This window comes from Burkholderia sp. Bp8986 (assembly GCF_003854225.1).
Lineage (GTDB): Bacteria > Pseudomonadota > Gammaproteobacteria > Burkholderiales > Burkholderiaceae > Burkholderia.
Map to the genome: position 1 here is coordinate 316,859 of NZ_QTQM01000003.1, position 26,762 is coordinate 343,620.

Consider the following 26,762-nt stretch of genomic DNA (forward strand, 5'->3'; position numbering starts at 1 on the left):
GCGGCCGGTGCGCCGGTCAGCGGCCCAGCGCTTGCGCCGCCTGGTGAATGGCGCGGCGGATGCGGGGAAACGTGCCGCACCGGCATGCGACGTTCTTCATGGCTTCGTCGATCTGGTGGTCGTCGGGGCGAGGGCAGCGCATCAGCAGCGCGGTGGCGGCAATCAGCTGGGCGCTCTGGCAATAGCCGCATTGCACGACGTCGACGGCAATCCACGCGTTCTTCAGCGCCCGCGCTTCGACGCCGTCCAGCCCTTCGATGGTGGTGATGCGCGCGCCGTTCAGCGTACCGACCGGCAGCTGGCAGGCGGGCACGGCCTGATCGTTCAGGAGCACCGTGCACGCACCGCAGACGCCGACACCGCAGCCGAACTTCGTGCCGGTCAGCTTCCGTTCGCACCGAATCACCCAGAGCAGCGGCGTGTCGGGCTCGGTATCGAGGTCAGCGGTTTCCCCGTTGATACGGACTGACACCATCGGTCGTCTCCTTGCCCGGGCGGGCTCGGCTTGATGAGCGGCAGGGTGCGATGACGCACACCCGTGAGCGCATACAGCGCATTCGCCACGGCCGCCGCGATCGGCGGCGTGCCCGCTTCGCCGACGCCGTGCGGCTCGGTCCCGCCGGCCAGGACTTGCGTGACGATCTCGGGGCAAGTCTCCATGTTGACCAGCGGATAGCTGTCGAAATACTGCTGCGCGACTTGCCCGTTCTCGATCGTGATCGCCTGCTCGAGCGCGGCCGACAATCCGAAGATGATCCCGCTCTCCATCTGCTGCTCGACCAGGTTCGGATTCACGGCCAGCCCGCAGTCGATCACGCAGAACACGCGCGTCACGCGAAAGCCGTCACCGTCCTGCCGGACTTCGGCGACTTGCGCGACCACGCTGCCGAACGATTCGTGCATCGCGACGCCGCGTGCGCGCCGCGCGCCGGTCTCGTCGCGCCACGCCAGCGGCGAACGCCAGCCGGATAGCGCGACGAGCGCCCGCAACACGGCCACGTGGCGCTGGTGCGCCGGCTGCTTCAGCATGTCGAGCCGAAACTGGATCGGGTCCTTGCGAGCCAGCGCCGCCATCTCGTCGATGAAGCTCTCGACGAAGAATGCCTGATGCGAGTGTCCGACGGAGCGCCAATAGCCAACCGGAACCGGGAGCGTCACCGTATTGTGCTGGACGAGAATGTTCGCGCATTCATAGGGCAGGTCGAATGCGCCTTCCGCCGTGGTGGCGTCGGGCAGCCATTTCGCGGCGAGGCCCGGCATGCCGAAGGTGCGCGGCATCGCCTGCGCGCTGATCGACTGGCTCGCCGACACGCCTTTCCAGGCAACCAGCCTGCCGCTCGCATCGACGGCGCCGCTGTATCTCGCCACGCAGGCCGGGCGGTAGAAGTCGTGCGTCATGTCCTGCGGGCGCGACCAGATCGTCTGGACGGGTCGCCCCTTCGCATGAAGCGCGATGGCGGCCGCCTGCGTGATGAAGTCGACTTCGAGCCGCCTGCCGAAGGCCCCGCCGATCAATTGCTGGTTCACGACCACCTTGTCTTCGTCCAGGCCCAGCAGCGCCGCGACTGCCCGGCGTGCCACCATCGGAACCTGCGTGCCGCACCAGATCGTTGCCGCGTCGTCGTCGACCCGCACCGTGCAATTCATCGGTTCCAGCGGCCCGTGAGCCAGGTACGGCACTTCGTACTGCGCGACGAACGGCTTCGCGTGGCCCAGCGCCGCATCGGCATCGCCGGCGGCGTAGAACACGTGGCGCCCGTCGTCGCCGTCGAGGGCGCGCGTCAACGCCGCGCGGACGTCCGCGGTATTCACGCCCGCAGCCGGCCCGTGATCCCATGTGACCGGCAACCCGCACAACGTCCGCATGGCGATGAAGGGATTGTCGGCAATGACGGCAACGCCTCCCGTTCCGCCGTGGTATGGCGCGATCGTGAAGACACCGGTCACGCCCTTCAGGCCGCCGACCCTGGACCGGTCGACCGCCAGCGCCGTTCCCCCGAGTGTCGGGCACATCGTGACGCTCGCATACAGGAGCTTGTCCGGAAGCACGTCGATGCCATAGCGCGCGCTGCCGTCGAGCTTCGCGTGCGCCTCGATGCGGCCCAGCCGTTTTCCGACCAGCGTGAACGTCTTCGGGTCCTTCAGAGCGACATGTGCCGGGCGCGGCACGTCCCGCGCGCGCTCGACAAGTTCGCCGTACGTCGCCGAGCGCCCCGACCGATGCAGCACCGCGCCGGCTTTCGTCTCGCATTCGGCGACGGGCACCTGCCAAAGCTGCGCCGCGGCGCTGCGCAACATGGTGCGGGCCGTGGCGCCCGCTTCGCGCATGGGCCCCCACAGATCGATCATGCTCGTCGATCCGCCCGTCACCATCGAACCCAGATAGCGTGCGCCGTGGCGCACCACGGCCGCCGCGCCGCGCGCGAGGAGGCTGTCGTCATCGGGACGAAACGGCAGGCCGTCGGCCAGTGATTCGCGGTCCTTGTAGATCGTGTCGAGCGGGGACATGACGATGCGCACGCGCGACCAGTCCGCATCCAGCTCTTCGGCCAGCAACATGGCCGCGCCGGTATGTATCCCCTGGCCCATTTCGGATTTGCTCATGACGATCGTCACGTCGTTAGCGGAACTGATCATCACCCAGCCGTTCAGCGGCACATCGACGCGCGACATCGCCAGCTGCGCGGGTATGGCCAGCCGGTCGTCGCGGCGCCACCACGCCCAGCCGATCACCAGCGTGCCCGCCACGCCCGCACTGCCCAGCACGAAGGTTCTGCGCGTCAACATGAGGTGGCCGCCGACATGTGTTGATCGAGTCACGGCGCCGCCGGCGAATCACGCCACGCGCCTCCGGCATTCAATGTTTCGAACACAATCCGACATTTCATTGCAGCTGCAATCACCTATATTAGTCACTGATCTCGGCAACCGAGAACCTGAATGTGAGGTTCGTTTGAAACAAGCGCTGAAGACGCGGCCTGCAGCGACCGGATCGACATGCGTGGGGTTCCCGGACGCGAAGCGCATCGAGCCGGCCGCTTCGAACGCACCACCGCCGGAGGCCGTCGATGCTCGTCGATGAGGTTCACGCGTTGCTGCTCGGGTTGCCGGCGCCATGGCGAGCAGCGTTCGAACGTCACGGTCTCGACCTGTCCGATTCGGGCACGCCCGAGGAGACGGCGAAGCGACTGAGCCGGCCGCTGCCGATCGACTGGGACGATCCGCGCATTCACGATCTCTGCCCGGACACCACGCGGGCGATCGAGCCCGGCGACCCGGCACGCAGCCTGGTCTATCACATGCTCGCACTGTCCACGTGCCCGGCGCCGGATGCGGGCGTGCGCCTCGAGGCAATCGACTTGCTGGAGAACTACATCGATTCGCTGGCGCCGTTGCCGCCCGACTGGCAGACGCTGGACGTCGCGGTGCTGGCTTACCAGTACCGGCCCGCGCGCCGTACCGGACATCAGCAGCATGCGGACCTCGTGTTTTCGCGACTCGGCATTGCGCGCAACGGCGACGTCGACGCAAGCTACGACGAGCAGACCCGCAGCTTCGTGCCGCACGTGCCGGACGGGATCGAGCATGTCCGCGCGATGCCGGCGCGCTATGGCGCGTTTCTCGTGCGCCGGGTCGCCGGCCCCCGCACGCTCGCGCTGATCGAGGGCAGGCAAGCGGGCGACGATCGGCGCACCTTCATCGAACCGGTGCGCAAGCTGTTTCCCGATGAATGCCTGCCCGGACGCCGGTTGACGTTGCAATATGGCCACTGCCATCGCGGTGAGAAGCTGAAGCGGGCCGTCGAGGCGCGCTGGGGCGTGCGGCCGTCGCCATCCGGCGATCTGGGCGGCGCACCGTATGCGATCTGCTCCGAGGACGCCGGCACGGCACCGCCTGCCGGCGCGAGCACCCCGGCAGTCGCACTGAAGCGTTCGGGCGCGGCCGTGCTCCTGATCCCGGCCGCGCGGCCGCTGATCGAGCCGGTGAACGCCGCCAACTTCGGCGTGCACGGCTTCGGCGTGCCGGCTCGATGGCGGCTGGCCCCGCTCGCCAACCGGCGCTTCACGACGATGAGAATCATCACGAATCTGTGGAAGCTGGTGCTGGCCGCCGTCGACGACGTGCGGCAGCACTATTTTCCGCATTTCGCGCCCGCCTGGCTTCGATTTCCCGAACCGCGCAATGCACCGGAGTTCATCAACATCCGGCACAAGGCGCATGAGGACGGCTCCTGCACGGATATGCGCGCGCATCCCGTCGACCGACAGGCATTCCTCGGGGAAGTCGGCAAAGGCGGCTATCGCGCGCAGCTGTTTCTGGATCACTGCAGCGAAGGCGTCGTGACGATCCGTATCGCCGAACTGGCGGGACACGCGGTACACCCGGCCTATTCGGTCGTTGCCGCGCCGGACTTCTACCCGTATGCCGACCAGGCGGAATTGCAGCGCTGGTTCAAGGACCGTCGGATCGATCCGAAGTCGCAGTTCAGGAGCGGCTCGCCGATATCGCTCAGCGCCGAGCGCCTGCCGGCCAATCCCCATCACATCGATCCGTTCAGCCATACGCAGGCGTTTTCGCCGCGTGACGAGACGGTCGCCGTCGCGTTCAGCCGGGCGGCACGCTCGGCGCGGCGGCGGGACCGGGAAGTGCAGATGCCGCGCATGACCTCGTTTCTGTCGGACGCGTCTTCGGGCGTGTTTGCGCCCGGCTGGGATGTCACCTATGCGGGCAACCGGCGCGGCATCTTCCTTGCCACCTTCGGGCTGGGCAGCCCGTTCGCCGAAGATATCAAGCTGTGCGCGGCCTCCAACAGCTTCTGGCCCGCCGTGAGCCCTGATGCGTCCAGAACCTTCAACCGGAGCGACGCGCCGACCGCGATCCCGATGCTCGACCATGAACTCGGCCTGCATCCATGTCATCCGCTGGTCACGCGCGGCGACGAGTCGAACACGCGGCGCGGATGGGACGGTGAATACGGCCCGTACCTGACGCCCGACGGCAGCGTGGATTACGCGGACATCGAACGCTCGGACTACGTCGCCAACGCGCTGCACGGCGAGATGCTGTACGGCGCGTTCGAGCATGTCGATTCGGCCGAGCTGGTCCGGCGCATCGGTGCATTGCGCCATGCCGTCGCCGCATGCGACCACGGGCAAACGCCGTCGCATACGAAGCTGTGGCTGGTATCCGCGCGGGCACTTCGCGAAGCCGACGCTGCGGACGCGCCGGGCGTTGCCGCGCGCTATCGCCTTCTTTTCGTTCTGCCTGCTGCCGATGCGACGCCGGCGCAGCACATGCCGGGACGGCTGCGCGTGCGCTACGATGAGGCGATCCGTTGCGATGCAACCGAGGCCCGCGTGATCGGCCCCGTGCTGCGCTGCGCACCGGGGCCGGACGCGCTCGGGCTTTACTGAAGGGAACCGCGATGAATGCGATCGACGTGCTCGTGGTCGGCGACGGGCCTGCCGGATGCGCTGCCGCGATCGCGGCAGCAAGAGCGGGCGGCAACGTGTGGATGCTGGGCCACGGGCGTTCGCGGGCGGCGCCGGAATGCGTGTCCGGCGCCGCGCTCGCGCTGCTCGATCGACTGGCGCCGAGTCTCGCCCGGCAACCGCATACATGGCTCGATGATGTGGCCGATGCGCAGCGGGGACGTGCGGTCATCCGCAGCCGGCTCGACGACGGCCTGCGTGCCGAAGCGCTGGCTGCCGGCGTTCGCTATTCACGTGCGCCCGCCGGCGGGCTTCTCGCGCGTGTCGAACACGGCGCGGTCATGGGCATCACGCACGGCGACGGCGATGTCGGCGCAAGCACCGTGATCGATGCAACCGGCGTCAACGGGTGGCTGCGTCGCGCGATGCGGCTCGAGGTGACGACCGACTCTTCGCTGTTCTGGCTTCGCCGCGGCTACGCGCGCGGGCCAGGCACGCACCCCGGCACATACTGGAACATCGCGCGCGGCGGCTGGCTGTGGATGAGGGCGACGTCCACGTTCCGGATCTGGACGTCGCTATCGACGCTGCGCGATGGCGAGATCGCGTGGCCGGCGGACACGACACCCGTCGGACCGGTGTGGCGCGAGGGCAGACGCTGGCAGTGCGTGCGCCGGACCGCGGGCCCGGGCTATATCGTGTGCGGCGATGCGGCGGGTTATCTCGACCCCGCGACAGGAGACGGTTTGCGTTTCGCCATCGCTTCCGGCCTGCGCGCGGGTGCAATGGCCGTCGACGTTTCGCGTCATCCCGGTCGGGCAAGCGTGCTGGCCGCGCTGTACTGCGACTGGGTGACAGACAGCTACGAGCGCAGCAGAGCCGTGTTGGCACGGAGTTACGCGCGTGCGGGGCTCGATCTCGGATGGCGCGACGCAGTCCGCTGCGCGGCAGTGGATGCGGCATGAAGGCCGGTTGCGCTTTCGACCATGCAAAGAAGCCCGCCAGCGGGACCTGGCGGGCTTGAAACGCCGCGGGACGAACCCGCGGCGGGCTGAGGAACTTCGGTACGACTCAATCGAAACACTGCTGCGACTGCAAGCAAGCATCGCCGAAACTTACAAGCCCAGCTTCGCGATGACCTGGCCGCCGAGGTTGTTGATCGAGTTGGTCACGCTGGTGAGATCCTGGTGGGTCGATGCATCGACCTGCGTCACCGGCGCCGTGATGGTATTGGCGCTGGCGAACGAGAATCCGCCGCCGGTCACGATGTTGTTGATACCTGCGTTCTGGAACACGCTACCCCCGCTGACGGAAGCCATTTCCTTGCGGCTGAGTTCGTGGGCGTGGGACAGATCGTTGATCATCAGTGCGGACATGGTCAATCTCCTTGAGTGTGCTGCGGTTTGGAAAGAGCACGTTTCGTTGCGCTCGCAGCTACCAATGCACGGCGCGTGCCAGGCTCTGCTCGTGCGCGCGGGAAACACATCCAACCTCATGAAAACAAACGCAATTCAATTGGCTCGACGCCATTTCACCGGGTTCGCCGGGCAAGATCGGAGCACGGTGGTGTCGGGTTCTTCCAGACGGTTTCCGCGTCTGCTGTTCTATCCCGGCCAACAGGAACGGGACGTGGCGCTTGCGATTCGCGTCGAAGGCATCGACGGGCAGCCGCAGCGTGTGCGCGCCCGCGCACGAAAGCCATTGACGCGATGCTGCGCCGGCGGTCGACGGCAACCGGTATTGACGCAACGATCGTCACGAAGTACTTCGGATCACTGAATTTAACGCGTACCATCCGGAATGGCGCAACGCATCGGGGATGCCGCGCCGACGGCCAACGGGGCATCGATGCGACCACGCGGCACCATGACTGGCGCCGCGGCGCCATCCGCCTCGACGAGGCGAAGCGGATCCGCGTGCAGGGAAGGGAGGTCGAAGGCGCGGCGGGATCAGCCCGGCCGCTGATGGACGCGGGCGGTGCTGCCGACGGTGCGTCGGCCCGTCTGCCCGTTCATGCCGGCTTCGTTTTTGTCATGCAGGAAGCCCGCCAGGAACACGGCCTGGCGGGCTTTGAACGCCGCGGGACAACCCCGCGGCGGGCTGGAGCGTTTCGGTCGACGCTGTCGGACACGGTTGCCGCTGAGCGGACATCCGGCGCGGCTTAGAGGCCCAGCTTGCCGACGACCAGGCCGCCGAGGTTGTTGATCGAGTTGGTCACGCTGGTGAGATCCAGGTGGGTCGATGCATCGACCTGGGTGACCGGGGCCGTGATGGTATTGGGGCTCGCGAACGAGAAGCCGCCGCCGGTTGCGATGTTGTTGATTCCGTAGTTCTGGAACACGCTACCACCGCGGACGGAAGCCATTTCCTTGCGGCTGAGTTCGTGGGCGCGGGACAGGTCGCTGATCATCAGTGCGGACATGATAAATCTCCTAAGTTTGCTGCGGTTTTGGAAGAGAGCACGTTTTCGTTGCGCTCGCAGCTACAAATGCATGGGGCGTGCCAGCCCGCATCATGCCTGCGCGATTGGCGCTTAACCAACTGAAAAAAAAGGACATTTCATCCAGCCTCCGATAATTCGCCGCGTGCGCCGGGCAAGCTCGAGGAAAGACGATGTCGGGTGTTGCCAAACAATTTGCCGGGCAACTGTTTCGCGTCATCCAACACGAAGGCGGCCTGGCTGCCCGCATCGGCTTCGCTCCGTCCGGCCTCGCGATGCCGTCGGAAATCCGCGGATGCTGCGGGTCGTCCGTATCGGAACCGTGGCGCACCTGCGTCAGGAGATCGTCGTCATGAGCGCGCTTGAATACGATGTCGTCGTGGTCGGCAGTGGCTTCGGTGGCGCGGTGGCGGCCTGCCGCCTCGCGGAAGCGGGATGGAGGGTGCTGGTGCTGGAGCGTGGCCGGCGCTGGACGCCGAAAACGTATCCGCGCGACGAGACCGACCCGTGGCTCTGGAACCAGCAGAACCCGCAACGCTTCCACGGCTGGGCCGACCTGCGTGTTTTTTCCGACATGTCGGTGGTGACTGCCGCGGGCGTCGGCGGCGGGTCGCTGATCTACGCCAACGTCTCGGTCGAGGCCAAACCCGACGCCTTCGAGCATGGCTGGCCGCCGGAGATCACGTACGAGGCGCTCGAGCCTTATTACCAGCGCGTGGGCTGGATGCTGTCGGTCCAGGAGGTGCCCGACAACCAGATCAGCGAACGCACCCGCTTGTTGCGCGATGCGGCCGACGCCTGCGGCTGGGGCGATCGGTATCGCAAGTTGCCGCTCGCCGTGTCGTTTTCGTCGACTTACGATCCGTCCTTGCCCGACGCGCGCGACGACCGGCATTCCGTCAGGCACGTCAACGTGCACGGGGTATCGCAAGGCACGTGCGTACACTGCGGCAATTGCGACATCGGATGCCAGGTGTCGGCGAAGAACACGCTCGATCTCAACTATCTGGCCGTGGCCGAGCGCCATGGCGCAACGATCCTGCCGCTGCACGTCGTGCACAAGCTCGAGCCGCTCGGCCAGGGATGGCGCGTGCATTTCAACGTCATCGATCCGGCCGCGGGCAGTTTCATGCCCGGATCCGTCACGGCGACCAGGGTGATCGTCAGCGCCGGATCGATCGGCAGCACCGAGCTGCTGCTGCGCTGTCGCGACGCGCATCGCACGCTGCCGAATCTGTCGCCGCGGCTCGGCTGGGGCTGGGCCTTCAACGGCGACTTCGTGACGCCGGCCTTCTACGGCAGCCGGAAGATCTCGCCGTCGCACGGCGTCACCATTTCCGCCGCGATCGACCTGCTCGACGGGGCTGCCGACGAAGGTCAGCCCTTGTTCGTCGAGGATGGCGGCGTGCCCAATCTTGCGCATGATTTCGTGCGCCGCCACCTGCAGCGTTCGCACGGCAGGGCGATGCGCACGTTCTGGCGAGCCTTCGCGCGCCATTTCGATTGCGACGACCCGGTCGAGAACATGATGCCCTGGTTCGGCCAGGCGATCGATCCGGGAGACGGGCGCATGCGTCTCGGTCGCTGCTGGTTTGCGCCGTGGCGTCGCGTGTTGCGGCTCGACTGGTCGTACACGCGATCGCAGGCGGTGGTCGATGCGATGGTCGACACGCACCGGCGCCTGTCGGCCGCCACGGGCGGCGAACCCTTCGTCCCTCCGACGTGGAGCGACTTCCACAGGCTGATCACCCCGCATCCGCTCGGTGGTTGCAACATGGGGCTCACGCACGCGGATGGCGTGGTAAACGCGGACGGAAAAGTATTCGGTTACGACGGGCTCTACGTGATGGACGGTGCGACGATCCCGCGTGCGCTCGGGCTGAATCCGTCGCGCACGATCGCCGCATTGGCCGAGCGCAACGTCGCCGTGTTGCTTGGCCGGCGTTAAGCGAAGGTGTTCCGGATCGGCAACGGTTGACGGGGCATCCTGATCGTCACAATGGATAGCGTGGAAACGCGCGCCGAACGCATCGGGATCGGACCGAATATCGATATGATTTCCACGCGCGTACTGTTGGGCGGTCCTGCCTTTGCGAAACGGCAGGTATTGCAGGAGGCAAACACCTATTGTTCGTTGCAAGACGGAGCGATATTGCTTCATCACGAGCAACCGGGTAAATCTGCGCTGCACGGTGGCTACTGCGAGGCGGAGATTTCATTTGATCGTCTGCAGGCAGGAGAACCGATGCTCAAGCGCCCGGCATCAAGGGCGATGCGACAAATGGCGTTGTGTCGAACCAGGTCGCGGTTACCAAGGTCAGGGAGAGTCCAAATGGGACAGTGCCGTCGCAACTATGCGCGCTTCGTCGTCACCAGCTCGATCGCCGGTCTGGTCATTCTGGCAGGCGCGGGCCACGCGCACGCCGAGGACAATCCTGCGAGCTCGCCGGCCGGCTTCAAGCCAGCGGAAAGAAAGATCGACGTCTATGCGGTGTATGGCGACGGACGCGCGACCGAGGGTGGCGACATGCATTGGCGTGCGTACGAAGTCGGCTTCGGCGACGTCCTGAACGACTACTTCTCCGTCTATCTCGCGTATCTGAACGAGGGCCATCCGCTGAATCACCACCGCGATGGCTTCGCCGCGCTGGGTTCGTTTCGTTGGCCGCTCGGCAATCGCTTCGCGCTCGAATTGTCGGCCGGGCCGTATTTCAGCATGGACACGACACACGTCGACAATCAGCCGCGCAACGACAAGCGATGGGGGGTGCGTGCGTCTGCAGCGGTGCGGTATTACGTCGTTCCCGACCGCTTCTTCCTCAAAGTGCAGTACAACCACGTGCAGATGATCGGCGGATTCAACTCCGACGCGGTGCTCTTCGGCATCGGCTCGGATTTTGGCGGCGATCCGGGACCGGCGTTTTCGGACGGCAAGACGCAGGTCGGCGTGTGGGCCGGGACGTCGCAGACGAACCGTCCGCAAGTGCCGATCGAAAAGGGCTACATGGTCGAAGTCAAGCGGCCGCTCGGCAATGCGTGGGCCTATTCGGCGAGCTTCATCTACGAGGGCAACAACGGCGTCGCCGGCCGCAGAGGCGTGGCAGCGCAAATCTGGTACGTCGCGCCGATCAGGAGCAAATGGACGCTTTCGGCAGGCGTAGGTCCGTACCTGTCGCGTGATCGGGACGAGGCCTCGAGCACAACGAGGCTCAACGCGTTGCTCAGCGCACAGGTGACGTATCAGGTCACGCCCGATTGGGCGGCGAGCTTGCGCTTCAATCGCGTCGCAACCGGCAACGACAAGGATCAGGACATGTTCATGGTCGGCGTGGCACGCAATTTCTAGCGCTTGTTTTCAAGCGCAGGCGCATTCTGTTCACAGAGCGTTGCTCGACAAGGCAAAGAACCCGGCGGTCAGCGAGCGGTACGGCGGCATGGGCAGCGCGCTCGAGCACGGGAGGCGCCTCGACGTTCCCGCGATGCGAATCGAGACGCATGCCCATGCGCGGGCCGGTGCGCCTGTCGGCAATAGCGTATCGCGGCGCAGCGGCGCAACGGAACGACCGGCGAATGAATTCGGGGCCAGGGTGCCGGCTCATGGCTCGATCGCCGCGTACAATACGCACGAGCGCCCGTGCAAGGTCTCGCGAGCACGAATCGGCTGCCGAATTTCCATCAGGCGCTTGGACAAAACCGGCTTCACCGGTCGATATCGCGAGCCCGTGCGGTCGCCTTCGAGCGCGCTCCCGATAGCCGGCTGCCAACCTGATAGAGTGCATGGCCACGAACAGGCCCGGCCCGTTGCGGAACTGCGCCCCGATCCATGTGACGCCCCAACGATTGGCGCCCGACAGGCGACGTCCAGCTACAGCATCAGGAGAAAATCACTGTCACGGCAAGAGCCGACCCATCAGGAGCAGCCACACTCGTCCACCACGGTGAAGAGCGATCTGCCGTTTCCGGTTGTGGGCATCGGGGCATCCGCTGGCGGCACGACGGCCTTGCAGACCTTCTTCGAGAGCGCGCCGACGGGCATGGACATGGCGTTCGTGGTCATCGTCCATTTGGCACCGGCACAAGTCAGCCATATGGACAACGTCCTGCAGCACACGACGGGTATGCCGGTGCATCAGGTCACGACCACGGTAGCGATCGAAAAAAACCATATCTATGTGATCGCGCCCGGCATGCAGCTGGAGATGTCCGACGGTTGCCTTCGCTGTAGCCCGCTGAGCTCCGCCGAAGGTGCCGCGCTCTCGATCGACCACTTTTTCCGGACGCTGGCGGACGCTCACGACTCGCGCGCGATCGGCATCGTGCTGTCCGGTACCGGCTCGGACGGCGCGGCGGGCTTGAGCCGTATCAAGGAGGCGGGCGGCATCACGCTCGCCCAGACGCCGGACGATGCGGAGTACGCGGAGATGCCGCAGCATGCGATCTCGACGGCGCGCGTCGATATCGTGCTGCCGGCAGCCGAGATGCCGCAAAAATTGCTGGACCTCTGGGCGAATGCGCGGCGCATCGAGCAACAGACCCTCGAACTCACGCAGATGCAGCAAATCGGCGATCGGCCCGGCGCCAATGATCCCGAACGGGCGCTGTCGGACATCCTGATGCACCTGCGGGTACGCACCGGCCACGATTTCAGGCTGTACAAGCGGGCGACGGTGCTGCGACGTATCGAGCGGCGCATGCAGGTGAACGGCCAGCGCGACATGCTCGCGTACCGCGACTTCCTGCGGACCGCCCCGGACGAGGCCAACGCGCTGCTGGCCGACATGCTGATCGGCGTGACCCAGTTTTTCCGCGATCGCGAGGCCTTCGACTTCCTCGAACGCGAGGTGATCGCCCAGTTGTTCGCGCCGGACTCCGCCGAGGAGCAGGTCCGGGTCTGGGTGGCCGGATGCGCGACCGGGGAAGAGGCGTACTCGATCTCGCTGCTGCTCGCGCGGGCACGCGAGGCGTCGATGTCGAGCCAGGCGATCCAGGTATTTGCGACCGATATCGACGAAGCCGCGATCGTCCGCGCACGCACGGGCTCCTACCCGCTGTCGATCGCGACGGACGTGCCCGCGCCGCTGCTGCAGCGCTACTTCACGCGCGAGGGCGCGCACTACGTGATTGCCAAGGCCGTGCGCGAGCGCATCCTGTTCGCCGCCCACAGCCTGCTGCGCGATCCGCCGTTCTCGCACCTCGACCTGATCTCGTGCCGCAACGTACTGATCTACCTGGAGCGCGCGGTGCAGCGGCAGATCCTCGAGTTGTTTCATTTCGCGTTGCGTCCGAACGGCTATCTGTTCCTCGGCACCGCGGAATCGGCCGACGCAGCCGACGATCTGTTTACGGTCGTCGACAAGAAGCGGCGGATCTACCAGGCGCGCGTCGTCACGCATCGCGCGAAACCGGTCACCGGCTTCCCGCCGCTTTTCCAGGTCGAATCCGGCGGGGACGAGCGCTCCGCGCCTCAACCGCCGATGCGGGTTCCGGCCAGCCCGGCCCAGCGCAACTTCTCCTATTCGGAGCTTCATCAGCGGGCGCTGGAAACCTATTCACCACCGAGCGTCATCATCGACAAGGAATCCAACGTGGTTCACCTGTCGGACAACGCCGGGCGATTCCTGCGGCATGTCGGCGGGGAGCTGTCCAGCAACATCATGACGCTGGTGCTGCCGGACCTGCGGCTCGACTTGCGCACGGCCATTTTCCGCGCGCTGCAAACGGGCACGAGCGTCGAGGCGCGGCGCGTCAAGTGGACGCACGAGGCCCGCGTGTCGTGGATCAACATGACGGTCAGGCCGTTTCACGACAAGGTCGCCAATTCGGAATTCCTGCTGATCGTGTTCGACGAGGTGGCCGGCCGCATGACCGAGGAGGATCAGGCGGAAGCGAGCGGACAGGATCCGGTGCTCGCGCAGCTCGAACAGGAGTTGCAGCACAGCCGCGAGCAACTGGCGACGATCATCGAGCAGTATGAAACGTCGGTCGAGGAGCTGAAGGCGTCGAACGAGGAGCTGCAGGCGATCAACGAGGAACTGCGCTCGACGAGCGAGGAGCTCGAAAGCAGCAAGGAAGAACTGCAGTCGGTCAACGAAGAGCTGACCACGGCGAACGCCGAAATGCAGGCGCGCATCGAGGACACCGCAAAGGCGAACGACGACCTTCACAACATCATCGCGTCGAGCGAAATCGCCACCGTCTTCGTCGACAAGGAAATCCGCGTCAAGCGCTTCACGCCGAACGCGACGGCGATCTTCAACCTGATCGATACGGACCTCGGCCGGTCGCTGTTCCATATTACGCACGCGCTGCGATATCCGACGCTCGCGGACGATGTCCGCCAGTCGTTCCAGTCGCTGCGCCTGATCGAACGCGAAATCGAGAGCGAGACGGGACGGTGGTACCTGATGCGGCTGTTGCCTTATCGCACCGCGGACGATCACATCGACGGCGCCGTCATTACGCTCATCGACATCACCGACCGGCATCACGCGGAAGAAGCGGCACGCGCGGGCGAGCAACGCCTGCGGCTGGTCGCGCAGTCGACCAAGGACTACGCGATCATCATCCAGGACAACAACGGATCGATCGTCAGCTGGAATGCCGGCGCCGAACGCATCTTCGGCTATACGGAGGACGAGATGATCGGTCAGGACGTGGAGCTGATCTACGAACCGAACGACCGGCAGGCGCTCGTGCCGGCGCGCGAGCGCGACATCGCGACCCGGGAAGGGCGCGCGGACGACGAGCGCTGGCACCGTACCAAGGACGGGCGCCGCATCTTCTGCAGCGGCGTCGTCACGCCGATTTCGGACACCTCGTTCAGCGGGTTCGCGAAGATCGTTCGCGATCTGACGTCGCGCAAGCAGAGCGAGGATGCGAACCGGGAAGCGCTCGCGCGGGAACAGGCCGCACGCGAGCAGGCCCTGAGCTCGAACCAGCTGAAGGACGAGTTCATCGCGGTGCTGTCGCACGAGCTGCGACATCCGCTCAATCTGATCGGCGTCAAGTCGGAGATGCTGCCGCGCCTTCCCGAGACGCGCGACATTCCCGCCGTGCGCGAGGCGGCCGATTCGATCCGCCAGGCCGTACGCGCGCAGGCACAGATCATCGACGACCTGCTCGACCTGTCGCGCATCCAGACCGGAAAGCTGGCGCTCGACGTATCGCGGGTCGACCTGACGGCCATCTTGCGCACGATCGCGGATACGTGCGAGGCCGACGCGCACGCGCGCGGGCTGGTTCTGAAAACGGCGTTGCCGGCCGGTCCGGCCATCGCGCTCGCCGATCCGGTGAGATGCGAGCAGATATTCTGGAACCTGATGTCCAACGCGCTGAAGTTCACGCCGCCGCATGGGCAGATCGTGGTGCAGTTGACGCACGAAGGGCGGATGCTGCGTGTCGACGTCGTCGACAACGGCCAGGGCATCGATCGCGAGATGCTTCCGCATGTATTCGACATGTTTCGGCAGGCCCCGCGCGACAGGGCTCGCGGTGGCCTCGGCATCGGTCTGGCGCTCGTGCGGCAACTCGTCGAGATGCACGGCGGCCGGATTTCGGCGGCTTCCGATGGTCAGGGGCAAGGCACGCGGATGACGGTATGGCTGCCGGCCGCGGCGGACGAGCGCGCGGTGTCCGCCACCGGCGGTGACGTGTCGGAGCGGAGCATCGCCGGCCTGCGCGTGCTGCTCGTCGAGGATGACCAGGAGACGGCGCTGTCGCTCACTGCGCTGCTGGAGTTGGCGGGCGCGGTGGTCAGCATCGCCGAAACCGCCGCCTCGGCGCTCGAGATCCTGCCGACGACACCGATCGACGCGATCGTGTCCGACATCGGGCTACCGGACATGGACGGCTACGAGTTGCTTCGCCGGGTCAAGGCCGACCCCCGGTGGGCGAACCTGAAGGTCGTCGCGTTGACCGGCCGTAACCGGCAGGACGACGTCGACGCTGCCGCAGACGCCGGATTCGATGCGCATCTCGCCAAACCGCTGGATTTCGGGATGCTGCTTGCCGCATTGACCGACCTTCAGTGAGGTCGCGCGCCAGTCCAATTCGCGTGTGACGGGATAGCAGCGGACGACGGTCCGCTGTCGTCCATCTGCATGCATTCGTCCCCGCGCGTCGAGGTCGTCTATTCGAGCGTCGGTCGGCGCTTCGTACCGCCTGCTCGTACGTGGTTCATTCGGCGGCATCCCGTATCGGGCACCAATCTTGCTGCACCATCCGCATGGGAGGTGCCATGAACCACCGAGACATTGTTGTCATCGCCTCGTCACGCGGTGGCCTCGCGGTGCTCAGGACGCTGGTCGCGGGTGTGGCCGCGGATCTCCCGGTGCCGATTTGCATCGTGCAGCACATTGGCCGGCATCGGACGATCCTGCCGGAGCTGCTGACGCGATGGGGTCCCTTGCTGGCAAGCCAGGCGATGCATGGGGAACGCCCCCAGCAGGGAAGGATTTACATCGCGCCGCCGGATCGGCACATGATCCTACGCGGCGGGATCTTCTTGTTGCTCGATACCGCTGCCGAAAACTACACCCGTCCGGCCGCCGATCCGCTGTTTCGATCGGCGGCACGTGAATACGGCGCCGGGGTGGTCGGCGTGGTGCTCAGCGGCGATCTGGACGACGGCGCAGCCGGACTGGCCGCGATCCGGGCCCGCGACGGCTACGGGATCGTTCAGGACCCCGATGAATGCGACGCGCCTTCCATGCCGCGCAGCGCGCTTGCCGCGGCGGGCGCCGATGCGATCGCCCGGGCCGATGAGCTGCCGCGGACCATTCATGCAGCGGTCTACGGTGCACCTGTGGAGGAGAAGGACAAGATGGCAGAGTTGCGCGATCTGGACGAAGAGGCCCGGCTTGCGGAGCGCGGCCTCGTGACGCCACAGCTTCTTGATGCGATCGGCGAACGCTCCGCGCTCACATGCCCCAGTTGCCACGGCGTGTTGTGGCGCATGAGCGACGATCGCCCGTTGCGCTATCGGTGCCATACCGGGCACGCGTTCTCCGTGCTTTCGCTGGAGAACGCGCAGGCGCAGAAAGCGGAAGACACGATATGGGCGGCGATCCGGGCGGTTCACGAACGAATGATCTTTGCGCTCGAGCGCCAGAAAAGGGCCCGACAGAGCGGCAACGCCGAGGACGTTGCAATCGAGCAGGCCCGCATCGATGAGAACGAGCAACTCGCGGAGGTCCTGCGCAATGCCGTGGGGGCGACGATGCACCGGAGCGAAACGCGGTAAGCGGACGCTGACTGGAAACGCGGCAGACGACGTATGTTTCAGGGTGGCCTTGATTTCCATTCAGTTTTCCGATGAGAGCGATCTCGACCGCATGCGGTCTTGCGAACTGCCCCAATAGACATCGGTTTTAGATCAAACGGTTGTTGTCTGGATGGCAACGCGTGGGCAAGGTGAACCTGTCGTCAGGCGATATCCACGTGAAGACGCGCCACGGCGACGTCGTGCTGACGGGCAGTGTGCCGGACCTGCAGCAGCGCATGCTCGCCGTCAATACGGTGAAGCAGGTCGATGGCGTGCAGCACGCCCACGACCAGCTCACGATCCGGCCCAGATGACGGCGCACGTTTCCATGCTGCTCTCCTGCGACGATGCAACCGCCGCGTGTCAGCACTGGCGTCCGTCGTGCCCAGGAACATTCGGCGCCAGCTCGTCTTCAGGCATATCGGCCCCGAACTCGTCATCGACGCTCCAGTGAGGCACGCTGCTGTAGTAGTCGCGGATCGGTCCCGCCCATTGCGGATCGACCAGAGCCGGCCAGTGGTCCTTGTCGAATCCCGGTGCGCTGCGAACCTGTTCGATTGATACCGACAACACGAAGCACTTGTGTGCAGCGTCAAGCGTGAGCTCGTCCCATGGAATTGCGAGCAGCTTGTCGCCAATCCCGAGCAGGCCGCCGCTCGACAGCACCGCATAGGCGACTCGACCGGAGCCGACATCGAGCATGATCGCCTTGATCCTGCCGGCGTAGTCGCCGTCCGCGGTGAGCACTTTGTCGCCTTCGAGCGTACTGGCGGCCATGAAGTCGGGGCCAGGGCCGCGCGCAGTTTCACGTTCCTTGCGAATGATGCGGGTTCTGTGGTGGTCGGTGGTGTTCATGGTGATCCTACTGGCTGGCGCGAATGTCGACTCTGTCGGGCAGCGTTTCGCGCGGGTGAGTTTCCAAATCGGCGGGACGCGTCGCGCATCGTCGACATGCTGCTCAGAACGATACGCATGCGTGCCGCCGTGATACGCCTGCGGCGGCGTCGAATGTACGGCGCGCCGGCCCAGGGTCAACGCGTCGTCGCCGGCGTGGTGGGGTTTGGTCGTGTCGGATGCCCCTTCGGGGCACGCGTTCGCCAGCGCAACGGACGTTCCCGCGGCGGCGTGGCTATGCCGCTTGCGGCAGCCCCTCCCGTCACATCACGACGCCAGCGCCGCGGCCGGGCGGGGGAGCGAGCCTGCGGGCCGCGACATGGCAACGCCGTGCAATGCCCGCAACGGCGGCGTCGACAATGCAGGAGGGCGCTACGACTTGGCCGGAACCGACACATCCGGTCCACTACGAAGTCAACGTTCGCGGCGGTGGATTCGATACGGCGAGGGACCGTTTTCAGGTTTGGAAGCACGAGCCGCCGGTTTCGCGGCCCGACAGGCTGATGTTCGAGGGCAAGAGGGAGGTGCGATGGCTCGGGAATGCCGGCTTCGACGATACGGAAGCCGTGCGTCGGGCGTTGCAGTCGGAGAGCCGTCCGCAGGACGATTTCGCACTCGCCGAGTGGGAAAAGCAGTTGGACGATCGTGGTTCTTCGACCGGAACAATCGACAAGTCGAACAGGCACGCTCGATCGAATCCGACGCCGACGAGCGCGCGTGAAGCTCCGCAGATGCCCGCAAATGCACAGTCGATCCGGGCGTGGTCCGCGATGGAAAATGTCCGCTTGGTCGAGTGATGTGCGGCGACAGGCTGCGGCACTGCCGGCCAAATTATCGTTTCGCCGCGCGCTGCTCCTGCTCGATCGCGCGCCTGGCGCTCTTCGACACCGCGGCCGCCGCCACATCGACGGTGCTTTGCGCGACTTCGACCGCCTGCTGCCCGGTTTTCCCTAGCGTCAGATAAAACTCGTTGGCGGCATCGATCGCGGAGTTCAAGGCAGCCACAGCCGCCTCGGAGCCGCTCGGCGCGTGTTTCGTCGCGTTTTCCACGAAGGTCTGGACACGACGAACATACGTGTCGCTTCGCTCCTGCGCGGCCTTGAGCATCGACGTCTGAGCGGACGACACGATTCCCCAGAACTCGCTGCTGTAGGACTGAACGTTCTCGGCCATCGGCGCGACGGTCGCACTCTGGATCGCCAACCAGTCTTGCGGCTTGACGATCGCGTTCTGTCCGATCTCCAGCGCGCTCTTCAGCGTCGACCGCGTGAAGCGCGCGTTGAGTTCAGCCAGTTTCCCGACACCATCGACCATCGTGCCGGCCAGATCGAAAAAAGTGTCGAGATTGGCGCGCTGCGCGCCGGAAACCAATTCATGGGTTTGCATGATCAACAATCTCCTGAATTGAATGAACTACCGTGGATGTTCACCTGCTCGGCGCGCGGACGTTGGCCACGTCACGGCTTTTCGCCTGTCGCGCCCGGCCGCCATGACCCGGTCGGTCAGCGAAGGCTGTCAATGTGCCCGCATCACTGCACGAAGCAGTAATTCGCCGTCATCCGTCACCGAGGGACGCCGCACGCCGGAAGCGAGCCGCTCGAGTATGACGAGTTGCTGCTCGAGCAGCGTATCGAGTTCCTCGCGTTCCATGTCGATCTGGTCTGGCGACGACTTGATCAGCATGAGCGCCGCCAATTCGTGAGGGCTCAGCATTTTTGTCTCCTGGAATTTGAAATAGGCGTGTTTACCGATCCACTGAGTGTCGGTCGTGACGACCGCAAACCGGGACTACGTCTCGCGCTTTGGCGCGATCATTTTCGCCTGGAGCACGTGACGTGATCCGTGACATCTCCGGCCAGCGTCAGCCGCGGACCTGAGCGTACGCGTGCGAATGGACCGGCCGCGTCGCGTGCGCCGCCCGTCCCCGAAGCAGGCTCGGCTCCGGGATTCGCGATCACCGTCAAATGAAACGGCGCGACTCGCATTTCGAGATGCGGGTCGCCGAGCATGGCGGCGAGGTCGGCGATGCGCATCGGATGGGCGCCGATAACGTCGACCGTCATCGATTCCATGCGGGTCGTCCGATCGACTTCAATTCTCCAACGACACACTTTCATTCCGCTTTTTGCGAGGCATTGCCAGACCGCGATGACCTTCAGCTTGCCGAAGTCAGCACGAATCGAAAGCCTTTGAACAACCATCGCGATTTCCCTGTAAGGGGGCTCGTCCGAGCCGGGATGAGACCGTACGTAGCATAGGCTAGGGACGGTCGCCAGTACACGACGTAAACATGTCCGTATGTTGAGCATTACGGACAGCCGCGCCGACTGCAGGCAAGAGCGATTTCTCGCTCGTGGATACGTTCGAGCGTGAGAATGCGACGCCTTCGCGTTGTCGATAGCGGACCAGTAGAGACGCGGCGGGGCCGGCACCTTGTCGCGACCCAATGGTCGGCGAGATTGCGCACTGAGCGTGCGGCGCGAAAACTGCGCGTGCTCCCTGTTGTCGCCAACGACGTGGATGTGCGAAGCCCGAATCCAATGGATACGTTTCCATCAGGCACATTCATGACCGATTTTCGTTGCGATATCCCGCGCATCGGAGATTCAGTTTCGGCAACTGTCTGCGCAGCAGTTTCGGTTATGTGAGATGTATGACGATCGATGTGTTGGGCGTACCGCGGAAAAAAAATACTCGGCGGGGCGGTGCGGCGACCCTGCGTCGCGGCAGGGGGAAGAGGCGGGCGGCGGCCCGGGGCGCGCGGCATGGCGGCATGCGGCAAAAATCTTGCAGTCGCTGCTTCTCGAAGGATAATGGAAGTTTACTGTGCATCTTGGTGCAAGCGGGCCAGGAGCCTGCCTGACCCTGGCCGCGAATACCTATTCTTCCGAAGGATCAGTAGCGATGTCGAAAAGACGCGGTCACACTCTCCCGAGCCAGGCAAATCATCCGATCGTCGGTGTCGGCGCATCGGCGGGCGGGTTGAGTGCGCTCCTTGAATTTTTCGAAGCGCTGCCGGCGCACACGTCGATGGCGTTTGTCGTGGTCGTGCATTTGGCGCCCGATCACGAAAGCAACATGGCTTCGCTGCTGCAGAAGGCAACCAGCATGCCCGTGCTCCAGGTGACGAGCGCCACGCCCATTCAGCCGGATCACGTCTATCTGATCGCACCGTCGCTCGCGCTGACGATGGTCGACGACTATTTGCGCGTCGCCCCCAATCAGCCTGAAGAAGGGGGGCGCAAGGCCGCGATCGATCTGTTTTTCCGGACACTGGCTGAAGCCCACCGCGAACGCGCAATCGGAATCGTGCTGTCCGGCGCCGGCTCGGACGGGTCCGTCGGACTGTCGAGAGTCAAGGAGATGGGCGGCATCACGCTTGCCCAGGACCCGGCGGAGGCGGAATACGACAGCATGCCGTGCAGCGCGATTGCCACCGGCATGGTCGACTTCGTGGCCACCGCGGCGGAGATGCCGCAGCGGCTAATGGACCTGTGGCTGACTGCAAAGGAAATACATCTGCCGGCGGTCGAAAACGAGGAACACCTCTACGATCTGGGCAACGAGGCGGCAGAACGGGCGCTGCGCGAGATCATGATCATCCTGCGCACGCGCACCGCGCACGATTTTCGTCATTACAAGCGGGCGACCGTTCTGCGACGGATCGAGCGCCGCATGCAGGTCAACGGCATCACCGATCTGCAGGCGTACCGCGACCACCTCCACCTGCACCCGGAGGAAACCCAGGCGCTGCTGCAGGACATGCTGATCAGCGTCACGAACTTCTTCCGCGACAAGGAGGCGTTCGACGTGCTGGAGCGGGATGTCCTGCCCGGCATCTTCGATGGGCGAGACGAGCAGGACCGTCCGCGTATGGTCGGTCGGATGCGCCACCGGCGAAGAAGCCTATTCGCTGGCGATGCTGCTGCAGGATCGATCGCTGAAGTCGCCCGAGGGCAATTCGTTCCAGGTCTTCGCGACCGATATCGACGAGCGGGCAATCTCCTTCGCGCGTGCCGGCCTCTATCCCGATTCGATTCTCGCCGACGTGACGCCGGGCCGCGTACGCCAGTTCTTTACAAGAGATACCGCGCACTATCGGGTCAAGAAAGAACTGCGCGAGCACATGCTGTTTGCGCATCACAACGTGTTGAGCGATCCACCGTTCTCGCGGCTCGATCTGATTTGCTGCCGTAACTTGCTGATTTATCTGGATCGGGAAGCCCAGATTGAAATTCTGAAGATGTTTCATTTCGCGCTGCGTCCGGGCGGCGTGCTGTTTCTCGGCAGCTCCGAATCGGCCGACAGCGTCAGTTCAATGTTCACCGTCATCGACAAGCGCAACCGCATCTACCGTGCGAACGTGGCGGTGCGCGGCGATACGCTCGTGCCGGCGTCGATTTCCAGCACCCTGAGCGCACGGCCGATCGTTTCGACGGTGCAGCCGCCGGGACGCCGCCGCCTCTCCTTTGGCGACTTGCATCAGCGTCTCGTCGAGCAACATGCACCGCCCAGCGTGCTCGTCAGCCGCGATTCCGAAATCGTTCACTTGTCCGACCGCGCAGGGCGCTTCCTGCAGTACTCGGGGGGCGAACCGTCTCACAACATCATCGCGGTGGTGCGCCCCGAGCTGCGGCTCGAACTGCGCACCGCGATCTACCAGGCGTTGCACACGAATCGCAGTGTGGAAGCGCGACGTGTGAGGATAGAGCGCGAGGCACGTTCGTATTTCGTCAACATGACGGCGCGTCCCGTGCACGATCCCGAGGCCAATGCGGATTTCGTGCTGGTGTTGTTCGATGAAGTCGAAGACAGCATGAGCGGATCGGAAACGTCGACGGCCGACGCGCAAAAAGACCCGATCATCGACCAGCTCGAGCGCGAGTTGCAGCGCACGAAAGAGCAGCTTCAGTCGACCATCGAGCAGTCGGAAACGTCGACGGAAGAGCTGAAGGCCTCCAACGAAGAACTTCAGGCCATCAATGAAGAACTGCGTTCGGCGACAGAGGAGCTCGAAACCAGCAAGGAAGAGCTTCAGTCGATCAACGAGGAATTGACCACCGTCAATGCCGAGCTGAAATCGAAGGTGGAGGAAACCGGCAAGATCAACGACGACTTGCACAACCTGATTGCCGCGAACGACATCGGCACGATCTTCGTCGATCGCAATATCTGCATCAAGCGTTACACGCCGCGTGCGACCGATGTCTTCAGCATCATTCCTTCCGATATCGGCCGATCGTTGCTGGATATCACGCATCGGCTCGAATACCCGAAGCTCGCCGACGATGCAGCGGAGGCGTTCGATTCGCTGCGCGTGATCGAGCGGGAGCTGAAGAGCAACGATGGGCGCTGGTATCTCGCGCGCTTCGTTCCCTACCGGACGACGGAAGATCGTATCGACGGCGCGGTGCTGTCGTTCGTCGACATCACGGACCGTCGTCACGCGGAAGACCGGCTGCGCGAAGGCGAACGGCGCATGCGTATCGTGGCCGAGGGCACCAAGGACTACGCGATCATCACGTTCGACGACGACGGCCTCATCACGAGCTGGAATGCCGGTGCGAAGCGGATCTTCGGGTACACGGAAGCGGAAATGATCGGGCAGTCCGCCGATATCCTTTCAACCGAGGAGGACCGTGTCAATAACGTTGCCCGGCGCGAATTCGCGGAGGCCCGACTGAATGGGCGCACCGAGGAGGAGCGCTGGCATCAGCGCAAGGACGGCACGCACTTCTTTGCGAGCGGCGTGCTGGCGCGTCTGGATGAACCGGGTGTGAGCGGATTTGCGAAAATCGCTCGTGACCTCGGGGAATTCGCCGAGTCCGCAGCGGCCGCCCGCGCCGCAAAGCCCGAACTCGTTCGAGAAGCCAGCGAGCGGGATACCCAGCGGCGGCGCGACGAATTCCTTGCCGTGGTATCCCACGAACTCAAGCATCCGCTCAATCTGATTTCGGCGAGCGCGGAACTGATTGCGCGCGCGCCGGAAACGCGGCAGAACCTGAACCTCTTGCGCGCAACCGACACGATCCGGCGCACCGTGATGGGTCAAGCCCAGATCATCGACGACTTACTCGATATCTCGCGCGTACGGACCGGCAAGCTGTCGGTAGTGCGGACGCCCGTCGACCTGCGCGAGGTCGTGCGTCGTGTTACCGACGCCGTTCGGGCCGAAGCGAACCAGCGCAGCCTCGCGCTCAACGTCACCATGACGGGCTCGCCCGTCATCATCCACGCCGACATCACGCGGATCGAACAGACGGTCTGGAACCTGATCAGCAATGCGCTGAAATTCACGCAGCGCGGTTCGGTGGATGTCTCGTTGCAGGTCAACGAACATGCCGAGGCGGTGCTGCGTGTGGCAGATACCGGCAGCGGCATCGAGCCGTCGCTGTTGCCGCACATCTTCGACATGTTCCGGCAAAGCCGGGACTCGAACGCACGCCGTGCCGGCCTCGGCATCGGCCTTGCGCTGGTCAGGGATCTCGTGAGCCTGCATGGCGGCGCGGTACGGGCGGAATCGGAAGGTGTCGGCCGCGGCGCGACATTCACTATCACGCTCCCGACTCATCGCGCTGTCGCAGTTGCGAGTCCTGCCAGCGGACCCATGGCGGAATCGTTGCACGGTCTGCATATCCTGATGGTCGATGACGACGCTACAACCGTCGAAACCTTCAAGGTCCTGCTGGAAAGCGATGGCGCGATCGTTCAGACGGCGACCAGCGGAGAAGAGGCGTTGTCCCTGCTCGACGGCCAGATACCGGACCTCGTCCTGTCCGATATCGGCATGCCGGGCATGGGTGGGTTGGCGTTCATCGCGAAACTACGCGAAGCGCCGGCGCTCAGATCGGTGACCTGTATCGCGCTCAGCGGCTTTGGCCAGGAGGCCGACGTGAAGGAGGCCACGAATGCCGGCTTCGATGCGCATCTGCTGAAACCGGTGGCACTGGACGACTTGCTGTCCGTTCTTGCGCGCTCGCGTCGTTGATGGCCGCTCCAGGACACCGTCGTGGCTCGCACTTATTTCTACCTCAACAAACCAGTCGACGGTCAGGATCCGGAAAAGGAGTTGTTCGAGCTCGACAAGGCCGGTTACACCGTCGTGCTCAGCCGCACCACGATCGAACATGTGCACCCGTACGTCGCGGCAGCCGGTCGGCCGGAACTGAAGGGGCTCTTGCGGCGTGTTGCTCCCGGCGATTCTCTGGTGGTACTCGAACTTTCCGCGCTCGGGTGCAGCGCGCGCGATGTACTTTCGACGTTGATGGCATGTCGCGACAAAGGAATTTCCGTCCTGTGCGTCGAACTCGGCAACGTGGACTTCGCAGGCCGTCCCGAACGGCAAGCGGTCAAAACGCTGCGCGCGATCGTCCAGATGGAAATCGCGACGAGAAGCCAACGCAGCCAGAACGGCCTGAAGTTCGCGCAGGAACGCGGACAGCATACTGGCCGGCCAGCCTCGCTGTCGCGCCACGATCAGGAGCGTGTCATGCGTTCGCTCGACAAAGGCCTGTCGGTCAGCGAGGTCGCACGTAAATTCGGCACCTCGCGTCAAACCGTCATGCGGATACGGGCGTCTTCCGCGACTGCCGCTACGGAAGACTGACGGGTGCGCAAATGTCTTGACTGCTCGGGTACAGTCGGAAGTGTAGTTGACATAATGCCGATGATCGAACTTTTTGATGTGGGAGCAAAGTTGTAATGTCGCATCTGGGGGTGCGGCTAGAATCTTGGACTGGTTTATGCCGCGAGCCCGAGGCGCTCCCGGTATTCGAGCGGACTCAGTGAGCCAAGCGAGATCTTAATCCGCTTGGCGTTGTACCAGCGGATGTAAGAATCGACCGCCTCGATGAACTGCTCGATGCTTGTAGCCTGCCAGGTCCGAGGATAGAACAGTTCCGTTTTCAATCGGCCGAAGAAACCTTCGCATGCCGCATTGTCGGGCGAGCAACCTTTGCGCGACATCGAGCGAATCAGCTTCGCATCGCGCATCCGTGAGAGCCACCCTGGCCAGCGATAGTGCGCACCGCGATCGGAGTGGACCATTGGCTGGTGTTGGCTGTTGGCCACTGTCTCGATCGCTGCGTCGAGCATGGTATTCACAAGCTCGGCGTCCGGACGCGTGCTGATCGACCAACTGACAACTAGCCCATCAAAGCAGTCGATCACGGGCGATAGATACACCTTGCCGGCTGGAATCTGGAATTCCGTAATGTCGGTGAGCCACTTTTTATTCGGCGCTGCCGCCCGGAAGTCGCGATTGACGAGGTTTTCTGGCGCGGGGCCTATTTCGCCTTGATAGGAGCCGTAGCGACGCCGGCGGGCACTGCCAGCGGCCAAGCCTTCTTGCCTCATCAAACGTCGAACGACTTTCTCCGATATGAAGACCTGCTGCTTACCGAGTGCCGCGCGTATCCGGCGATAGCCGTAGCAACGGTAATTGAGTTCGAAGATGTTCGTAATGACGCGACGCACGCCAGCATACTTGTCAGCGACAAGCAATCGTGCGCGATGGTAAAAATAGGAACTGCGGGCAAGACCCAATACGGCGAGCAGTTCTGGCAGTGCATGGATTTGTCTCAGGGCATCAACCACAACCAGCGTCGTCTTCTCCCGATTGCTCCGGAGCCGCGGGTCGATGCCCAGGCCTTTTTTTAGGTTCATCGAGGATTACCGGGGAACGCGGCGCGGATCTTGAGGAAGAAGTATTCGTCGTCGCGGTACCCGTAAGCTC

At 64.4% G+C, this 26,762-nt stretch carries 18 protein-coding genes and 3 pseudogenes; 12 read left to right on the plus strand and 9 right to left on the minus strand.

The features are described 5' to 3' along the window. Positions 1 to 16: 16 nt before the first annotated feature. Positions 17 to 475: a (2Fe-2S)-binding protein gene (locus tag DID99_RS05375; protein ID WP_124666244.1), complete on the minus strand. Its 459-nt coding sequence runs from the start codon at positions 473 to 475 to the stop codon at positions 17 to 19. Then, positions 403 to 2,658: a molybdopterin cofactor-binding domain-containing protein gene (locus DID99_RS05380; protein ID WP_260444550.1), complete on the minus strand. Its 2,256-nt coding sequence runs from the start codon at positions 2,656 to 2,658 to the stop codon at positions 403 to 405. The genes DID99_RS05375 and DID99_RS05380 overlap by 73 nt, the downstream gene beginning before the upstream one ends. On the opposite strand from DID99_RS05380, the gene DID99_RS37760 reads away from it, so the two are divergent. Genes DID99_RS37760 through DID99_RS05390 form a run of 3 tightly spaced genes read left to right on the plus strand, consistent with a single transcriptional unit; the run spans position 2,603 to position 6,397 of the window. Next, entirely contained in the window at positions 2,603 to 3,082 is a 480-nt protein-coding gene (locus tag DID99_RS37760) for a hypothetical protein (protein ID WP_260444551.1), read from the plus strand. The genes DID99_RS05380 and DID99_RS37760 overlap by 56 nt on opposite strands. Further along, on the plus strand, positions 3,069 to 5,414 hold the full coding sequence (locus DID99_RS05385; RefSeq protein WP_124666246.1) for a hypothetical protein: 2,346 nt from the start codon (positions 3,069 to 3,071) through the stop codon (positions 5,412 to 5,414). The genes DID99_RS37760 and DID99_RS05385 overlap by 14 nt, the downstream gene beginning before the upstream one ends. Positions 5,415 to 5,440: 26 nt before the next feature. Then, positions 5,441 to 6,397, plus strand: coding sequence for an NAD(P)/FAD-dependent oxidoreductase (locus tag DID99_RS05390; protein WP_185733731.1), 957 nt, complete (start codon positions 5,441 to 5,443; stop codon positions 6,395 to 6,397). Positions 6,398 to 6,547: 150 nt separating this feature from the next. Here the strand turns inward: DID99_RS05390 and DID99_RS05395 are convergent, their stop codons facing one another. Next, a complete protein-coding gene (locus DID99_RS05395; RefSeq protein ID WP_044848682.1) occupies positions 6,548 to 6,808 on the minus strand; it encodes a hypothetical protein in 261 nt (86 codons plus the stop codon). A gap of 333 nt (positions 6,809 to 7,141) precedes the next feature. Between DID99_RS05395 and DID99_RS05400 the strand changes: the two genes are divergently transcribed. Next, positions 7,142 to 7,597 carry a hypothetical protein gene (locus DID99_RS05400; protein ID WP_124666248.1) on the plus strand — a complete coding sequence of 152 codons (456 nt, stop codon included), beginning with the start codon at positions 7,142 to 7,144 and terminating at the stop codon, positions 7,595 to 7,597. On the opposite strand, the gene DID99_RS05405 is transcribed toward DID99_RS05400, so the two are convergent. Beyond that, positions 7,594 to 7,854: a hypothetical protein gene (locus DID99_RS05405; RefSeq protein ID WP_044848681.1), complete on the minus strand. Its 261-nt coding sequence runs from the start codon at positions 7,852 to 7,854 to the stop codon at positions 7,594 to 7,596. The two genes, DID99_RS05400 and DID99_RS05405, sit on opposite strands and share 4 nt — an antisense overlap. Before the next feature lie 370 nt (positions 7,855 to 8,224). Here DID99_RS05405 and DID99_RS05410 point away from each other — a divergent pair, with 370 nt between their 5' ends. The 5 genes and pseudogenes from DID99_RS05410 to DID99_RS05435 form a co-directional block, all read left to right on the plus strand. Beyond that, the gene (locus tag DID99_RS05410; protein WP_124666268.1) at positions 8,225 to 9,820 is read left to right on the plus strand and encodes a GMC oxidoreductase; all 1,596 of its coding nucleotides are present in this window, start codon (positions 8,225 to 8,227) and stop codon (positions 9,818 to 9,820) included. 384 nt (positions 9,821 to 10,204) lie between these two features. Continuing rightward, positions 10,205 to 11,218 (plus strand): hypothetical protein, encoded by a 1,014-nt coding sequence (locus tag DID99_RS05420; RefSeq protein WP_124528811.1) that lies wholly within the window; start codon positions 10,205 to 10,207, stop codon positions 11,216 to 11,218. Positions 11,219 to 11,759: 541 nt separating this feature from the next. After that, entirely contained in the window at positions 11,760 to 15,902 is a 4,143-nt protein-coding gene (locus DID99_RS05425; protein WP_124666269.1) for a CheR family methyltransferase, read from the plus strand. 206 nt (positions 15,903 to 16,108) lie between these two features. Beyond that, positions 16,109 to 17,113, plus strand: coding sequence for a chemotaxis protein CheB (locus DID99_RS05430; protein ID WP_124666249.1), 1,005 nt, complete (start codon positions 16,109 to 16,111; stop codon positions 17,111 to 17,113). Positions 17,114 to 17,274: 161 nt separating this feature from the next. After that, positions 17,275 to 17,448, plus strand: a pseudogene (locus DID99_RS05435) (BON domain-containing protein); the annotation flags it as partial. Positions 17,449 to 17,497: 49 nt separating this feature from the next. Here the strand turns inward: DID99_RS05435 and DID99_RS05440 are convergent. Further along, the gene (locus tag DID99_RS05440) at positions 17,498 to 17,989 is read right to left on the minus strand and encodes a PRC-barrel domain-containing protein (RefSeq protein ID WP_124666251.1); all 492 of its coding nucleotides are present in this window, start codon (positions 17,987 to 17,989) and stop codon (positions 17,498 to 17,500) included. 542 nt (positions 17,990 to 18,531) lie between these two features. Here DID99_RS05440 and DID99_RS38445 point away from each other — a divergent pair. After that, entirely contained in the window at positions 18,532 to 18,825 is a 294-nt protein-coding gene (locus tag DID99_RS38445) for a hypothetical protein (RefSeq protein ID WP_409362691.1), read from the plus strand. Between the two features lie 34 nt (positions 18,826 to 18,859). On the opposite strand, the gene DID99_RS05450 is transcribed toward DID99_RS38445, so the two are convergent. The 3 genes from DID99_RS05450 to DID99_RS05460 form a co-directional block, all read right to left on the minus strand. Continuing rightward, positions 18,860 to 19,414, minus strand: a complete 555-nt coding sequence (locus tag DID99_RS05450; protein WP_124666252.1) for a phasin family protein — start codon at positions 19,412 to 19,414, stop codon at positions 18,860 to 18,862. 129 nt (positions 19,415 to 19,543) lie between these two features. Next, entirely contained in the window at positions 19,544 to 19,741 is a 198-nt protein-coding gene (locus tag DID99_RS05455; protein WP_044848675.1) for a hypothetical protein, read from the minus strand. A 98-nt stretch (positions 19,742 to 19,839) separates the two neighbouring features. Beyond that, positions 19,840 to 20,229: a hypothetical protein gene (locus DID99_RS05460; RefSeq protein WP_124666253.1), complete on the minus strand. Its 390-nt coding sequence runs from the start codon at positions 20,227 to 20,229 to the stop codon at positions 19,840 to 19,842. Positions 20,230 to 20,932: 703 nt separating this feature from the next. Here DID99_RS05460 and DID99_RS05465 point away from each other — a divergent pair. Continuing rightward, positions 20,933 to 25,016, plus strand: a pseudogene (locus DID99_RS05465) (CheR family methyltransferase). A 21-nt stretch (positions 25,017 to 25,037) separates the two neighbouring features. After that, complete coding sequence (locus DID99_RS05470) at positions 25,038 to 25,634, plus strand: recombinase family protein (RefSeq protein WP_124666254.1); 597 nt, start codon at positions 25,038 to 25,040, stop codon at positions 25,632 to 25,634. Positions 25,635 to 25,768: 134 nt separating this feature from the next. Here the strand turns inward: DID99_RS05470 and DID99_RS05475 are convergent. Then, a pseudogene (locus DID99_RS05475) lies at positions 25,769 to 26,686 on the minus strand (IS3 family transposase); the annotation flags it as partial. Positions 26,687 to 26,762: the final 76 nt, after the last annotated feature.

Excerpts from the sequence above, each read along its gene's own strand:
- DID99_RS05375 (WP_124666244.1), bottom strand. The coding sequence starts at position 475 with ATGGTGTCAGTCCGTATCAACGGGGAAACCGCTGACCTCGATACCGAG.
- DID99_RS37760 (WP_260444551.1), top strand. The coding sequence starts at position 2,603 with ATGACGATCGTCACGTCGTTAGCGGAACTGATCATCACCCAGCCGTTC.
- DID99_RS05385 (WP_124666246.1), top strand. The coding sequence starts at position 3,069 with ATGCTCGTCGATGAGGTTCACGCGTTGCTGCTCGGGTTGCCGGCGCCA.
- DID99_RS05395 (WP_044848682.1), bottom strand. The coding sequence starts at position 6,808 with ATGTCCGCACTGATGATCAACGATCTGTCCCACGCCCACGAACTCAGC.
- DID99_RS05400 (WP_124666248.1), top strand. The coding sequence starts at position 7,142 with ATGCTGCGCCGGCGGTCGACGGCAACCGGTATTGACGCAACGATCGTC.
- DID99_RS05405 (WP_044848681.1), bottom strand. The coding sequence starts at position 7,854 with ATGTCCGCACTGATGATCAGCGACCTGTCCCGCGCCCACGAACTCAGC.
- DID99_RS05410 (WP_124666268.1), top strand. The coding sequence starts at position 8,225 with ATGAGCGCGCTTGAATACGATGTCGTCGTGGTCGGCAGTGGCTTCGGT.
- DID99_RS05420 (WP_124528811.1), top strand. The coding sequence starts at position 10,205 with ATGGGACAGTGCCGTCGCAACTATGCGCGCTTCGTCGTCACCAGCTCG.
- DID99_RS05430 (WP_124666249.1), top strand. The coding sequence starts at position 16,109 with ATGAACCACCGAGACATTGTTGTCATCGCCTCGTCACGCGGTGGCCTC.
- DID99_RS05440 (WP_124666251.1), bottom strand. The coding sequence starts at position 17,989 with ATGAACACCACCGACCACCACAGAACCCGCATCATTCGCAAGGAACGT.
- DID99_RS38445 (WP_409362691.1), top strand. The coding sequence starts at position 18,532 with ATGTTCGAGGGCAAGAGGGAGGTGCGATGGCTCGGGAATGCCGGCTTC.
- DID99_RS05450 (WP_124666252.1), bottom strand. The coding sequence starts at position 19,414 with ATGCAAACCCATGAATTGGTTTCCGGCGCGCAGCGCGCCAATCTCGAC.
- DID99_RS05455 (WP_044848675.1), bottom strand. The coding sequence starts at position 19,741 with ATGCTGAGCCCTCACGAATTGGCGGCGCTCATGCTGATCAAGTCGTCG.
- DID99_RS05460 (WP_124666253.1), bottom strand. The coding sequence starts at position 20,229 with ATGGTTGTTCAAAGGCTTTCGATTCGTGCTGACTTCGGCAAGCTGAAG.